The organism is Micromonospora sp. NPDC049139 (genome assembly GCF_055586845.1).
The window spans coordinates 77440-90629 of the sequence record NZ_JBVJHK010000006.1; the positions used below are offsets into that span (position 1 = coordinate 77440).

Annotated in this window: 11 protein-coding genes; 4 read left to right on the forward strand and 7 right to left on the reverse strand. The window is 75.4% G+C overall.

Annotated features, from left to right (window positions below; translation table 11 throughout):
• Window positions 1-106: 106 nt before the first annotated feature.
• A complete protein-coding gene (locus ACZ6Q9_RS13625; protein ID WP_393454536.1) occupies window positions 107-1861 on the reverse strand; it encodes a DEDD exonuclease domain-containing protein in 1755 nt (584 codons plus the stop codon).
• 127 nt (window positions 1862-1988) lie between these two features.
• Here ACZ6Q9_RS13625 and ACZ6Q9_RS13630 point away from each other — a divergent pair, with 127 nt between their 5' ends.
• Together ACZ6Q9_RS13630 and ACZ6Q9_RS13635 are read left to right on the forward strand one after the other, a co-directional pair.
• Window positions 1989-3590: an NYN domain-containing protein gene (locus ACZ6Q9_RS13630; RefSeq protein ID WP_396827502.1), complete on the forward strand. Its 1602-nt coding sequence runs from the start codon at window positions 1989-1991 to the stop codon at window positions 3588-3590.
• A gap of 143 nt (window positions 3591-3733) precedes the next feature.
• The gene (locus tag ACZ6Q9_RS13635) at window positions 3734-3946 is read left to right on the forward strand and encodes a hypothetical protein (RefSeq protein WP_393262893.1); all 213 of its coding nucleotides are present in this window, start codon (window positions 3734-3736) and stop codon (window positions 3944-3946) included.
• 133 nt (window positions 3947-4079) lie between these two features.
• Here the strand turns inward: ACZ6Q9_RS13635 and ACZ6Q9_RS13640 are convergent, their stop codons facing one another.
• From ACZ6Q9_RS13640 to ACZ6Q9_RS13655, 4 genes are all read right to left on the reverse strand, one after another.
• A complete protein-coding gene (locus ACZ6Q9_RS13640; protein WP_393454542.1) occupies window positions 4080-4871 on the reverse strand; it encodes an ABC transporter permease in 792 nt (263 codons plus the stop codon).
• On the reverse strand, window positions 4868-5824 hold the full coding sequence (locus ACZ6Q9_RS13645) for an ATP-binding cassette domain-containing protein (RefSeq protein ID WP_396827500.1): 957 nt from the start codon (window positions 5822-5824) through the stop codon (window positions 4868-4870). The genes ACZ6Q9_RS13640 and ACZ6Q9_RS13645 overlap by 4 nt, the downstream gene beginning before the upstream one ends.
• Before the next feature lie 83 nt (window positions 5825-5907).
• Complete coding sequence (locus tag ACZ6Q9_RS13650; protein ID WP_396827498.1) at window positions 5908-6753, reverse strand: DUF4097 family beta strand repeat-containing protein; 846 nt, start codon at window positions 6751-6753, stop codon at window positions 5908-5910.
• A gap of 79 nt (window positions 6754-6832) precedes the next feature.
• A complete protein-coding gene (locus ACZ6Q9_RS13655) occupies window positions 6833-7351 on the reverse strand; it encodes a hypothetical protein (RefSeq protein WP_396827497.1) in 519 nt (172 codons plus the stop codon).
• 358 nt (window positions 7352-7709) lie between these two features.
• Here ACZ6Q9_RS13655 and ACZ6Q9_RS13660 point away from each other — a divergent pair, with 358 nt between their 5' ends.
• Both ACZ6Q9_RS13660 and ACZ6Q9_RS13665 read left to right on the forward strand, forming a co-directional pair.
• Window positions 7710-8969, forward strand: coding sequence for a M48 family metallopeptidase (locus ACZ6Q9_RS13660; RefSeq protein ID WP_396827495.1), 1260 nt, complete (start codon window positions 7710-7712; stop codon window positions 8967-8969).
• Window positions 8966-10090 carry a glycosyltransferase family 4 protein gene (locus ACZ6Q9_RS13665; protein WP_393262883.1) on the forward strand — a complete coding sequence of 375 codons (1125 nt, stop codon included), beginning with the start codon at window positions 8966-8968 and terminating at the stop codon, window positions 10088-10090. Before ACZ6Q9_RS13660 ends, ACZ6Q9_RS13665 begins: the two co-directional genes overlap by 4 nt.
• A gap of 441 nt (window positions 10091-10531) precedes the next feature.
• Here ACZ6Q9_RS13665 and ACZ6Q9_RS13670 read toward each other — a convergent pair whose 3' ends face one another.
• Both ACZ6Q9_RS13670 and ACZ6Q9_RS13675 read right to left on the reverse strand, forming a co-directional pair.
• Window positions 10532-12313, reverse strand: a complete 1782-nt coding sequence (locus ACZ6Q9_RS13670) for a putative bifunctional diguanylate cyclase/phosphodiesterase (protein WP_393262881.1) — start codon at window positions 12311-12313, stop codon at window positions 10532-10534.
• Window positions 12306-13115 (reverse strand): SAM-dependent methyltransferase, encoded by an 810-nt coding sequence (locus ACZ6Q9_RS13675; RefSeq protein WP_393262878.1) that lies wholly within the window; start codon window positions 13113-13115, stop codon window positions 12306-12308. Before ACZ6Q9_RS13675 ends, ACZ6Q9_RS13670 begins: the two co-directional genes overlap by 8 nt.
• Between the last annotated feature and the right edge of the window lie 75 nt (window positions 13116-13190).

Here is a 13190-nt window from a genome sequence, read left to right on the forward strand (position 1 = left end):
CCCACGGCCGCCGGGACCCGGCAACCGGGAGCAGGCCCACGAAACGGGCAGGACTGCACTTCTCTAACAGCCTAAGCGAGTCGACGTCGTCCGATCGGACACTTGGTCATGAGCGTTCGGTCGAGAGTTGGTGGGACGCGGCGCTCTCGGCCTTGCTCAACAGGTCGCGGAAGCGCGCCGCGCCAGCCACCGGGGAAGCCCATCCGGAGGACATCTCGACCAGCCGGGTCTCGGGTCGTTCCAACCAGGACAGGATGCGTTCGGTCTCCTCCGCCGAGGCGTGCGGGACCGGGCCGTGGCCGGGCGGCACCGTCTCGGCGGTCGCCCGGATCGCGGCGATCGTCGGTCGAGGGTGGACGCCGGGCGGCGACACCCCCGCCCCGGCCAGCCGGCCGTGCCGCACGAGGGCCAGCTCCCAGCCGCCCCGGGCGGCCGGGCGGGCCGCGGCCAGCTCGGCGATCCCGGTCAAAGCGGCCAGCCGCTGCATCCGCACCGTCGCCCGCAGCACCGCGGCCAGCCGCGAACGCACCACCGCCGCCTCCTCGTAGCGCTGGTCGCGGGAGAGCACCTCGATCCGGGTCAACAGCGCGTCGACCACCGGCTGCGGGTCGCTGGCGGCCGCGGTGCGGAACGGCGCGACGGCGCGGACGTCGTACTCCTCCGGGGTGATCCGGTGCTCGCAGGGCGCCGGGCAGCGGCCCAGCTCGGCCAGCGCGCAGGCCGGCGTGACCGTGCGCAGCGAGAGTCGGTGGGTGCACTGCCGCAGCGGCACGGCGTCGTGGAAGCCGGCGGCGGCCAGCTCCGCCGCCCGGCGGGAGCTGAACGGGCCGAGGTAGCCGGTGTCGCCGGGGGCGATGCCCCGGACCACCGAGAGCCGGGGGTAGGGACCGTCGGTCAGCTTCAGCCAGACCGCCCGCTCCGGAAACTTCGACCGCCGGTTGTACGGCGGCGCGTGCGCCCCGATCAGCCGCAGCTCGCGGACCTCCGCCTCCAGCGAGTGGGCGCACTCGACCGCCTCCACCCGCTCGGCCGCGGCGAGCATCTCGGAGATCCGGGCCCGCTTCTCGGCGGCGGTGAAGTAGCTGCGCACCCGGGTGGCGATGTCGCCGGAGGTGCCGACGTAGAGCGGCCGGTCGTCGGCGGCCCGGAAGATGTAGACCCCGGGTGCCTTGGGCAGCCCCTCCGCCAGGTGCCGTTTGCGCCGCTGGGTCGGGGTGACCGCCCGGGCGAACTCGATGGCGTCGCCGATCGTGTCGACCCGGTGCCCGCCGAGCCGGGCGATCAACCCGTGCAGCACGTCGACGGTGGCCTTGGCGTCGTCGAGCGCCCGGTGGGTCGGCTGGGTGGTGGTACGGAAGTAGGCCGCGAGCGTGCCGAGCTTGCGGTTGGGCACCTCGTCGCGGGTGAGCACCCGGCGGGCCAGCGCGGCGGTGTCGAGCACCCGGGGATTGGGCCAGCGGTAGCCGTGCTTCGCACACGCGGCCTTCAGGAAGCCGACGTCGTAGGGGGCGTTGTGGGCGACCAGCACGGCGTCGGAGACGAACTCGAGGAAGCTCGGCAGCACCTGCTCGATCGGCGGGGCCGGGACCAGCATGGCCTGCGTGATCCCGGTGAGCACCGTGATGAACGGTGGGATGGGCACGCCCGGGTTGACCAGGGTGGCCAGCACGCCCAGCTCCTCGCCGCCGCGCACCTTCACCGCGCCGATCTCGGTGATCCCGCCGCCATCCGGCGCGCCGCCGGTGGTCTCCAGGTCGACCACCACGAACGTCGTCGCGTACAGCGGCAGCGCGGGATCGATCCCGCCCGCGCCCGGGTCGAAGCCGGCCAGCGGCTCCTGGACGTACTCCGTCTCTGCCATCGGCGGCACGCTAGCGTCCCGGTCCGACACTCCCGTCCCACCGGCACCAGCCGCCACCACCGGTCTAGGATGAGAGATCGGCTCACTCACCGGGCGGTGGGCCCGGTCGCGGTGGGAGACTTGCCACATGCCCCTCACCGAGCCGCACGACGACCGCCTCCCGCAGGAGGAGCCGGTCGACGCCGTGCGCGACGCCGGTGGGCTCGGCTCCGACGGGAGCGGTCTGCCCGCGGTGATCGAGCCGGCGCCTGAGGCGGCCGGTGTCGAGCCCGGCCGCGCGGCGGCCGAGGGGGGCGTCGCCGACGGGCCGGCGGACGACGGGTCCACGCTTGAGGGATCCGCGCCCGAGGGGCCGGCGGGCGACGGCCTCGCGCCCGAGGGATCCGCGCCCGAGGGATCGGCGGACGACGGGTCCACGCCCGAGCCGGAACCCGTGCTGCCCGAGCCGGTCCGCCAGCGGATCGTGGCGCTCACCGCCGCCGTGCTGCCCGGGCTGCCCGCCGACGAGGTGCCGGTGCCGCTGCGCCGGGTCGCCAAGTTCGCCCCCAACCGCCGGGCCCGGCTCGGCGCCCCGGCGATCGCCGCCCAGCTCACCGGGGATCCGCTGTTCCGGCAGCGGATCACGGCCCGGGTGCTCGCCGACACCGGCGACCTGGGTGCGGCGGTACTCGAGGGCACCGCGCCCGCCGCCGCCGACCCGGTCGAGGTGGCCGCGCTGGCCTACCTGGCCCGGCCCCGGGGGTGGCGGGAGCTGATCGAGGCCAGCGGCGCGGCGGTGCGCGCGGAGGCCGACAGCGCGGTCGTCGCCGAGTTGGTCCGCGAGGCTGAGCAGCGGGCCACCCGCGCCGAGCACGACCGGGCGGTGGCCCGGGTGGAGGCGGAGAAGCTCCGCGACGAGCTGGCCCGGGTGCGCGAGGAACTCGGGCAGCTGCGCGAGGAGAGCCGGCAGCTGGGCCGGTCGCTGCGCGAGACGCAGGCCCGCGAGCGCAAGGCCAACGAGTTGCTGGCCACCGAGCGGGGCCGGGCCGCCCGGGCGGCGGCGGACGCCGACGCCGAGCTGCGCCGGGTCCGGGCCCGGCTGGCCGAGGCGGAGGCGGCGGCCGGGATCGCCCGGGCCAGCGCCAAGGAGGCCCGGTCGGTGGACGACGCCCGACTGTGGCTGCTGTTGGAGACCATCGGGCAGGCGGCCGTCGGGCTGCGTCGCGAGCTGGCGCTGGACCCGGTCGACAAGCTGCCCGCCGACTTCGTCGCCGACGCCTTCGCCGACCAGACCGCCGCTCCGGCGGCCGGTGCCGCCACCCGCGCCCGCGACACCGACGACCCGGCCCGCCTCGACCAGTTGCTGGCGCTGCCCCGGGCGCACCTCGTCGTCGACGGCTACAACGTCACCAAGCGCGGCTTCGGCGAGATGTCGCTGGAGCAGCAGCGCAAGCGGCTGATCACCGGCCTGGGCGGGATCGCCGCGCAGACCGGCGACGAGGTCACCGTGGTCTTCGACGGCGCGGAACGGATGCACGGGCTGCCCCCGTCGCCGCGCGGGGTCCGGGTGCTCTTCTCCCGCAAGGGCGAGACCGCCGACGAGCTGATCCGGCGCCTGGTCCGCGCCGAGCCGCCGGGCCGGCCGGTGGTGGTGGTCTCCTCCGACCGCGAGGTCGCCGACGGCGTACGCCGGCACGGCGCGTACCCGCTCGGGGCCGACTCGCTGCTGCGCCGGCTCGCCCGGTCCTGATCGGGGTGCTTGATCGCATTCCAGCGTCCGCGACCCCGTTGTCCCTTTCTGTCGTACCCCGCGCCTAGCGTCGTGGTGACCGACGGTGTTCGGGTGGCGACGGTGACGCCGCGCCCGGTCGCCGCAGCGCACCAGGAGGCGTGATGCTCATCGACTGTGCGGGGTGCGGGATCCGGGGGAGCGGCTGCTCCGACTGCCTGGTCACCGCCCTGTTCGACGATTCGTCCCCGGCCGCCGGGCTGGGCGGCGCCGAGGCCCGGGCGGTCGAGGTGTTCGCCCGGGCCGGGTTCGAGGTGGAGGTGCTGTCCGCACCCCGGGCGGCCCGCCGGCCCGCCGGACGGCACCAGGTCGCGTGACCGGGCCGGCCGCGGGCGCCGCACGGCCGGCGTTGCTGGCCTCCACGGTCGGAGTTCCGCGCCGGGACTCCGATCCGCGACCGCGACCACGGGTGCCCCGTCCGGTCGGCCGGGCACCCGTGGCCGGTGCGGGTCAGCGGGACGGGTCCCGGTTGAACAGCTTCTTCGCCCAGAGATAGCCGACCAGCGCGATGGCGGCGCACCAGGCCGCCGCGAGAGCGGCGTTCGTCCCCACCGGCCCGCCGGTCAACAGCCCGCGCAGGGTCTCGATGATGGGGGTGAAGGGTTGGTGCTCGGCGAACTGCCGCAGCCCGTCCGGCATCGAGTCGGTGGGCACGAATCCGCTGCCGATGAAGGGCAGGTAGGTCAGCGGCATGGGGAGGTTGCTCGCCGTCTCGACGCTCTTGGAGACCAGACCCATCGCGACCGAGAGCCAGGTGAACGCGAAGGTGGTCATGGCCAGCACCCCGACCGCCGCGATCCAGGCCGTGACACCCGTGCTGGGCCGGAACCCGATGAGCAGCGCGACGCCGGTGACCACCGCCAGGCTGAGCATGGTCTGCACCATGCTGGCCAGGACGTGGCCGGTCAGCACCGACACCCGGGCGATCGCCATGGTCCGGAACCGGGCGATGATGCCCTCGGTCATGTCCATGGCGACCGACACCGCCGTCCCGGTGGCCGCCAGGCCGGTGGTTATCAGCAGGATCCCCGGGGTGACGTAGTCGACGTAGTCGCCCCGGTCGCCCGAACCGCCGCCCAGCCCGGCGCCGAGGGTCGCGCCGAAGACGTAGACGAACAGCAGCAGGAGCAGGATGGGCATGCCGGCGAGCAGCACCGTCATCGACGGGTAGCGCAGCCCGCGTCGCAGGTTGCGGCGCAGCATCGTGCCGGAGTCGCGTACGGCGTAGGTCAGGGTGCTCATCGGGGGGTTCCCACCTTCTCGGGCTGGCCGGTGAGGGCCAGGAAGACGTCGTCGAGATCGGGCGTGTGCACCGACAGCGACTCCACGGCGATCGACTGGCGGTCCAGCAGGTCGAGCAGGTTCCGCAGCGACCGGACACCGCCGTCGCTGGGCACGTGCAGGGTGAGTTCGGCGGCGTCGCGGGACGAGTCGCCGAGAGCGACCACGGCCGAGTCGAACCCGGCCCGGTCGGCGAAGCGCAGGCTGACGTGCCCGCCGGGGACGAGCCGCTTGAGTTCCGCCGCGCTGCCCTCCGCCACCAGCCGGCCGTGGTCGAGCACGGCGATCCGGTCGGCGAGCTGGTCCGCCTCCTCCAGGTACTGGGTGGTGAGGAAGATGGTGACGCCGTCCGCCACCAGGTCCCGTACGATCTGCCACATGGCCTGCCGGCTGCGCGGGTCGAGCCCGGTGGTCGGCTCGTCGAGGAACACCACGCGGGGGCGGCCCACCAGCCCCATCGCCAGGTCGAGCCGCCGGCGCATTCCGCCGGAGTAGCTGGCGGCGGGCTTGCCGGCCGCCTCGACCAGGTCGAACATCCTGAGCAGGCTCCGCGCGCGCTGCCGCCCCTCGGCTCGGGACAGGTGGTGCAGGTCGGCCATGAGCCGCAGGTTCTCCTCGCCGGTGAGCAGGCCGTCGACGGCGGAGAACTGGCCGGTCACGCCGATCGCGGCGCGTACCGCGTCGGGCTCCCGGGCGACGTCGTGACCGGCGACCCGCGCCTCGCCGGAGTCGGCGCCGATCAGGGTGGACAGGATCTGCACGGTGGTGGTCTTGCCGGCGCCGTTGGGGCCGAGCAGCGCGAAGATCGTCCCTGCGGCGACGGTGAGGTCGATCCCGTCGAGCACCACGTGGTCGCCGAAGGACTTCCGGAGGCCGGCGACCGTGATGGCCGCCGGGGTCGAGTGGGGTGGCACGTCTTCTCCTTCCACGCCGGCCGTCGGGCCGGTCGGGGGCTGGGCCGGCCGCCGAGCCGGCTGGGAAGTGGTGGCGTGGGGGATCAGCGGCGGTGGATCACGATGTCGCCGAAGGAGGTCCGGGCGGTCACGCGCACGGCGCTCTCGGGCTCGCCAGGCGGTTCGTACGCCTCGAGGTGGTTGTCCACCCGGCCGAACTGGGTGTGCAGGTCGAGCAGGGCGGCGGTGCCGGAGCGCACGCCGATGTCGAGCCCGCCGCTCGCGGTCCTGACCGACACCGTGCCCGCCGAGACCTCGCCGATCCGGACGTCGCCGTTGGCGGTGGTGGCGGTGACCGAGGCGTGCGCGCGGTCGACGGCGATGTCGCCGTTGGCCGCCTTCACGCGCGCCTCGCCGGTGACGGTGCCCAGCCAGCTCTCGCCGTTGGAGTTCTTGACCACCGCGTCACCCTCGACCTCCTGCACCCGGATCCGGCCGGACCCGGTGCTGATCCGGGCCTGGCCCGCGACGTGCTCCACGCGGACGCCGCCGGCGGAGGTGTCGAGATCGGCGTCGGCCGTGCGGTCCAGCTCGATGTCGCCGGCCGCGATCCGGATCCGGCAGTTGCCGAGCCGACCGGTGCCGTGGAACGCCCCCGCCGAGGCATTGCCGTGCAGGTGTGAGCCGGCGGGCAGCGTGATCGTCACGTCGATCGAGCCGGGCTTGCCGACCAGGCCGAATCCGCGCTGCCGGGGCGCTCTGACCAGGAGCCGGCCGTCGGCGTACTCCACTCGGGTCTGTTCGGCGGCCCGGACGTCGGCGTCGGCGGCGGCGTTGCTCGGCCGGACGTCGACGACCGTGTCCGTGCGGTCGGTCGCGGTGATCCGAGCGTCACCGACGACCATGTCGACGGTGGCCGAGATCGGCGCCGGGGTGTCGAATGTGGGCATGACGGTCCCTTCTGGACGGAGTGGATGTCCCGGGAACGGGACGGATGGTCGGAGGTGGTGACGCGAACCGGGCGGGCGCTCAGCGAGCCCAGCCGGTGTAGCGCTCCCCGCCCCGGGGGGCGCGTCGCGGCGCGTGCCGGCCCGCCGCCCCGGTCGGCGCCACGGCGGCCGTCGCCGCCCGGACGAGCCAGGCGTTGACGGAGAGGCCGTCGCGGGTGGCCGCCTCCTCGATGCGGTTCTTGAGGTGCTCCGAGAGGCGGAAGCTGATCCGCGAGGTGGCGCCCTCCTCGGTGTCCGCCGGTGGCGGGGTGGCCGGCTCGGGAGCCTCGGGCTCGCCCTGGAACTCCGGGCCGGTCGGCGGTGGCGTCACGACGAAGCTCGGCTCGCGCCCGCGCAGGCGCAGCTCGACCGAACCGGGTGCCAGGTCGCGGGTGATCTCCGCCGCCGCGGCGGTCAGCGCGTCCAGCAGCGCCAGCCGGAGCGCCGACTCGAGCGGCCCGGCCAGTCGCTCGGCCAGCGCCCGGGCCTCCTCGCCGCCGAGTTCGGCGACGCCGGCCAGCTCCTGCCGGAGGTTGTCGACATACGACGTCAGATCCATGACGCCACTATGACATCATCATGGCGTCATCGCAAGACAGGTTTTGGCATCATGTGGCGTCATGGTGGTGTGCGATGGCGTCGGCGGGGCACGACGGCGGCCGACGCCGGGGCTGCGACGGCCACGCCCGACCTCGGCGGGCCGCCAGAGAGGGCAGCCGGCGGCGGGGTGCGGGTCCGGTCGGGGCAAACGCCGCCGACGCGGGCAATAGGATGGGCGCTCACGGCGGGAGGGAGCGGCGCATGACGCGGGTACGGCGCGGTGGCGGCAGCCCCGCCGCGATCGGCGGCGCCGCGGGCTTTCGACGGTCGCGGGCAGTGCCGCCGGCGGGCCGCCGCGCGGTGCCGGGTGGGCCCCGGTGAGCCCGCGCGGCTGGGCAGTGCTGACCCTGGTCGGCCTGACCGTGGCCCTGGTGGTGACCGCCGCGGTGCTGATCCCGTGGCAGCGCCCGCCCGCGCCGCGGGCCGACCAATTGGCCGCGCTGGGTGACCTCCCCGCCGACCAGGTCGCCCGCAGCCGGGAGTTCCGCTCCGCGCTGCGCCCCGCCGGCTGGGCCGCGCTGGCCGTCGGCCTGCTGGTCGCCCTGGCGTTCGGCCTCACCCCGCTGGGCAGCCGGCTGGTCGAGTTGGCCGGCCGTCCCTTCGGCGGCCACTGGATCGCCCAGGCCGTGCTCGGCGGGCTCGCCGTGGTGCTCGTCGCCGACCTGGTCACCCTCCCGTTCGCCGCCTGGCGCCAGAGCGTGCTCACCCGCTACGGGCTCGCCACCAACGGCTGGAGCGGCTGGACCGTCGACCTGCTCAAGTCGTACGCGGTCAGCGCCGTCATCGGCGCGGTGGCGCTGCTCGGCTTCTACACCGTCATCCGGCTGTCGCCGCGCTGGTGGTGGGCGTTCGGCGCGGCCGGCGCGGCGACCCTGGTGGCGCTGCTCTCCTTCGTGCTGCCGGTGCTGGTGGAACCGGTGTTCAACAGGTTCACCCCGATGGAGCAGGGCCCGCTGCGCACCGAGCTGATGACGATGGCGGCCCGCGACGGCGTCCCCGTGCGCGACGTGCTGGTCGCCGACGCCTCACGGCGCACCCGGGCGGTGAACGCGTACGTCTCGGGCCTCGGGCCGACCCGGCGGGTGGTCGTCTACGACACGCTGCTGCGCGAGGCGACCCCGGCCGAGGTGACCGCCGTCGTGGCGCACGAGCTGGGGCACGCCAAGGACCGCGACGTGGCGGTCGGCACGCTGACCGGGGCGCTGGGCGCCGCCGCCGCGGTGGTCGCGCTCTACCTGGTCGGGTCCTCCGGCCCGCTGCTGCGGCTGGCCGGCGTCGACTCGGTCGCCCAACCGCGCGCGTTCCCCCTGCTGATCGCCCTGGTGACGGTCGCCGGGCTGGTCGCCACCCCGGTGCAGGCGCTGATGTCGCGGCGGGTGGAGGCACGCGCCGACGCGCACGCGCTGGCCCTGACCGGCGACCCGGCCGCCTTCGAGGCGATGCAGCGCCGGCTCGCCGGGATCAACCTGGCCGACCCCGATCCGCCGCGCTGGGAATACCTCTACTCCGCCACGCACCCGTCCACCGTCGAGCGGATGGCCGCCGCCCGCGCCCACGCCAGGGAGGCCGGCCGATGAGCCGTACGCTGCTGATCACCAACGACTTCCCGCCCCGCCCGGGCGGCATCCAGTCCTTCGTGCACAACCTCGCGGTGCGCCAGCCCGCCGGCTCGGTGGTCGTCTACGCCTCGACCTGGCGCGGCGCGGAGAAGTTCGACGCCGACCAGCCCTTCGAGGTGGTCCGGGAGCGCACCGGCGTGCTGCTGCCCACCCCGCTGGTGGCCCGCCGGGCCGCCCGGCTGGCCCGGGCGTACGACTGCGACACCGTGTGGTTCGGCGCGGCGGCCCCCCTCGGGCTGCTCGCCGCCGGCCTGCGGCGCCGGGCGGGCATCCGCCGGGCGGTGGCGCAGACCCACGGCCACGAGGTCGGCTGGGCCGCGCTGCCGGGTGCCCGGGCCGCGCTGCGCCGGATCGGTCGCGGCGTGGATGTGACCACCTACCTGGGCGAGTACACCAGGGTGCGGCTGGAGCGGGCGTTGCACGGGGTGACCGAGCTGCACCGGCTCGCGCCCGGGGTGGACGTGGACACCTACCACCCTTCCATCGACGGCGAACCGGTGCGGCGTCGGCTCGGCCTGGCCGACCGCCCGGTGGTGGTCTGCGTCTCCCGGCTGGTGCCGCGCAAGGGCCAGGACGTGCTGATCCGGGCGATGCCCGAGATCCGCCGGCGGGTGCCGGACGCCGCGCTGCTGGTGGTCGGCGGCGGGCCCTACCGGGCCACGCTGGAGAAGCTGGCACGCCAGGCGGGGGTCGAGCGGGACGTGGTATTCACCGGCTCGGTGCCGTCCGCCGAACTGCCCGCCCACTACGCCGCCGGCGACGTCTACGCGATGCCGTGCCGCACCCGCAACCGGGGGCTGGACGTCGAGGGGCTCGGGATCGTCTACCTGGAGGCCTCCGCGACCGGCCTGCCGGTGGTGGCCGGCGACTCCGGCGGCGCGCCGGACGCCGTACGCGAGGGCGAGACCGGGTTTGTGGTGCGCGGCCGGGACGTCGCCCAGCTCGCCGACCGGGTGGCCACGCTGCTCGCCGACCGGGACCTGGCCCGCCAGTTCGGCGCGGCCGGTCGCGCATGGGTGGAGCGGGAGTGGCGCTGGGAGACCCAGGCGCGGCGGATGGCCGCCCTGCTGGCCGGCTGACGCCCTCTCGACCGGGCGTGCGTCAGCCCGGCTGGTGCCGTCTACTGGCCGGCTGGTGCCGTCTGCTGGCCGGTATGGTGCCCGCCTGGCGGGGCGCCGGGTGTGCCCGGCTGCACGCTGTCGAGCTGCCCCGTCTGTGAGACCAAGGGTTTTGCCGTCCCGTCCCAGGACCGGTCGGTGCCACCGTCGCACGCCTACGGGCGCCCTGCCCCCCTCTGCTGCCCCACCCCGTGGGGCAGGTCGACAGTGATGGAACGGAACCCTGCCGGGTGCCCCGCCCGGTGGGGCAGGTCGACAGCGGCCAGGACGGTGCCCCCTGCCGCACGCGGTCGAGCAGGGCGACAGTGGTCGGGGTGGGTGCGGTGCGCTGCCCGGGTGTCCCGCCCGGTGGGGCAGGTCGACAGCGGCCGGAAGGGGCGTCGCCGGTGGGGTGGCCGGCGGTCAGCGGAGGCGTTCGAGGAGGCGCTCGGCCGAGTCCGGGCGGCCGAAGTGCCAGCCCTGCGCGGCGTCGCAGCCGATCGCCCGCAGCCGCTCCGCCTGCCCGGCGGTCTCCACGCCCTCGGCGGTGACGGTCAGGTCCAGCGCGTGTGCCAGGGACACGAGCGAGGCGAGGATCCGCTCGTCGGCCCGGCTCTCCGGCGCGCGCAGCCCGGCCACGAACTGGCCGGCCACCTTCAGCTCGGTTACCGGCAGGTCCCGCAGGTACGCCAGGTTGCAGTAGCCGGTGCCGAAGTCGTCGATGGCGATCCGGACGCCGAGGTCGGCCAGCACCCGCAGCGCCCGGACGGGCTCCTCGGCGGTGCTCATCATGGTGCTCTCGGTGATCTCCAGCTGAAGCCGCTCCGGCGGCAGGCCGGTGCGCCGCAGCAGTCCGCGGACCTCCTGGACCAGGCCGGGGCGGCGGACCTGCCGTACCGCGAGGTTGACGCTGACGAACGGCGCCGTCGCGACTCCGGCGGACCAGCTACCCGCCTGCCGGCAGGCCTCGGCCAGCACCCACCCGCCGAGCGGGACGATGAGCCCCGTCTCCTCGGCCAGGCCGATGAAGCTGTCCGGTCGCAGGACGCCCAGCTCCGGGTGACGCCAGCGCACCAGCGCCTCCACGCCGACCACCCGGCCGTCGCGCAGCGAGGTCAGCGGCTGGTAGTCGAGGTAGAACTCGCCCCGCTCCAGGGCGGCCGGGATGGCCGCGGAGAGCGCGTACCGGGCCAGCTCCCGGCGGTCGCGGTCGGCGTCGTAGAGCGCCCAGCGGGCGCCGCCGGCGGCCTTCGCCCAGTGCAGGGTGCTGTCGGCCGCCCGCATGAGGTCACCGGGGGAGGTGCCGGCGACCTGCCGCTCCACGATGCCGATGCTCGCCGACACGCACAGCTCGTGCCCGTCCACCAGCACCGGCTCCCGCACCGCGGCCAGCGCCGCCTCCGCCACGGCGACGACGTCGCCGGTGCCGGTGGTGCGCTCGACCAGGACGACGAACTCGTCGCCGCCGAGCCGGGCCACCAGGTGCCCGTCGACGGCCCGGCGGAGCCGGTCGGCAACGGTGGCCAGCAGCCCGTCGCCGACCTGGTGCCCGTGCGAGTCGTTGACCACCTTGAACCGGTCCAGGTCCAGGAAGCAGACCCCGACGCGCTCCCCGCCCTGGCCGGGGGAGTCGATCGCGGCGCTCAGGCGCTCGGTGAACAGCGCGCGGTTGGGCAGGTCGGTCAGCGGATCATGGGTCGCCTGGTGGCGGAAGCGGGCTTCGCTGGCGCGCAGCGCCCGCTCCGCCTGCGCCCGGGCGGTCATCGCGGCCCGCCGGATCGACTCCTGCTCGTCCAGCGTCCGGTCCCGCAACGCCCGGGAGTACCCGATGGACACCGCGGCCAGCAGCCGGGCCAGCCGGTCCCCGACCTCCTCGCCGACCAGCCCGAGGTCGCGGGCCAGCCGGAGCTGGACGACCTCGACCGTACGCCCCAGCGCCTCGGGCGACGCGATGTGCGCGGCCACCAGTTCCGTGCCGACGCGGTGCCCGACCCGCAGGTCGAACGGGTCGGACAGCAGTGCCGCCGCGAGCTGGTCGGTGAGGCGTTGCAGCAGCGCCTCCAGCTGTGCCTGGGTCATCGGCAGGTAACTGGTGCCGGAGACGGCCTTGGCCCACGCCCGGGCGAACGCTCCCGGGCGCGACGGGTGCCGCACGGTCGTCCCGGGCGGCACGGCGAGGGCCGCGGCCCCCGGCGGCTCACCCATCGAGCCGCCCGACGCCGCCGATGAAGGCCGCCCGCTCGGCGTCCTCGGCGCTGTCGGCGGACTCCGGGCGCCACTGCGGCACCCAGACCACGCCGGGCTCGACCAGCTCGAAGCCGTCGAAGAACGCGGTCAGCTCGCCCCGGCCGCGGATCCACAGAGGATTGTCGGTGCGCCGGTAGACGCGCTCGGCGTCGGCCCGCTCCTCGTCGCCGCGGCCGTCGGCGCTGGCCTGCGAGAGCACCAGGTAGCTGCCCGGCGCCAGCGCCTGGCGCAGCGTCCGCAGCAGCTCGGCCGGCCGGTCGTCGTCGGAGACGAAGTGCAGCACCGCCACGATCATCACCGCGATCGGCCGGTCGAAGTCGAGCAGCCGGCGGACCTCGGGGTGGGCGACGATGCGCTCGGCATGACGCAGGTCCTCCTGCACCACCGCGGCGCGGTCGTTGCCGTCGAGGATCTCCCGGCTGTGGGCCACCGCCACCGGGTCCACGTCGACGTAGACGACCCGGGCGTCGGGAGCCTCGCGCTGGGCGATCTCGTGCACGTTGCCGACGGTGGGGATGCCCGAGCCGATGTCCAGGAACTGCCGGACGCCGGCGTCGAGGAGGAACTGCACCGCCCGGCGCAGAAAGGCCCGGTTGGCCTGTGCCATCAGCGGCGCCTCCGGCACGGCGGCCACCATCGCCTGGGCCGCCGCCCGGTCCACCGCGAAGTTGTGCGAGCCGCCGAGGTAGTAGTCGTACATGCGGGCCACGCTGGGGCGCTCGATGTCGATCTCGTCGGGTGCCCAGTCCGGCCGCTGCATGCGCTCACCCCTCGTGTCGGCGGTGCGGACGCCGTTGCCCGCGCCGGTATTCTGCCGGTTGCCCGGCGGGGAGAC

What these genes read in the sequence shown, in the direction of transcription:
- ACZ6Q9_RS13630 (WP_396827502.1), top strand. Translation starts at nt 1,989, where the DNA reads ATGCCCCTCACCGAGCCGCACGACGACCGCCTCCCGCAGGAGGAGCCG.
- ACZ6Q9_RS13665 (WP_393262883.1), top strand. Translation starts at nt 8,966, where the DNA reads ATGAGCCGTACGCTGCTGATCACCAACGACTTCCCGCCCCGCCCGGGC.
- ACZ6Q9_RS13675 (WP_393262878.1), bottom strand. Translation starts at nt 13,115, where the DNA reads ATGCAGCGGCCGGACTGGGCACCCGACGAGATCGACATCGAGCGCCCC.
- ACZ6Q9_RS13625 (WP_393454536.1), bottom strand. Translation starts at nt 1,861, where the DNA reads ATGGCAGAGACGGAGTACGTCCAGGAGCCGCTGGCCGGCTTCGACCCG.
- ACZ6Q9_RS13635 (WP_393262893.1), top strand. Translation starts at nt 3,734, where the DNA reads ATGCTCATCGACTGTGCGGGGTGCGGGATCCGGGGGAGCGGCTGCTCC.
- ACZ6Q9_RS13670 (WP_393262881.1), bottom strand. Translation starts at nt 12,313, where the DNA reads ATGGGTGAGCCGCCGGGGGCCGCGGCCCTCGCCGTGCCGCCCGGGACG.
- ACZ6Q9_RS13640 (WP_393454542.1), bottom strand. Translation starts at nt 4,871, where the DNA reads ATGAGCACCCTGACCTACGCCGTACGCGACTCCGGCACGATGCTGCGC.
- ACZ6Q9_RS13650 (WP_396827498.1), bottom strand. Translation starts at nt 6,753, where the DNA reads ATGCCCACATTCGACACCCCGGCGCCGATCTCGGCCACCGTCGACATG.
- ACZ6Q9_RS13655 (WP_396827497.1), bottom strand. Translation starts at nt 7,351, where the DNA reads ATGGATCTGACGTCGTATGTCGACAACCTCCGGCAGGAGCTGGCCGGC.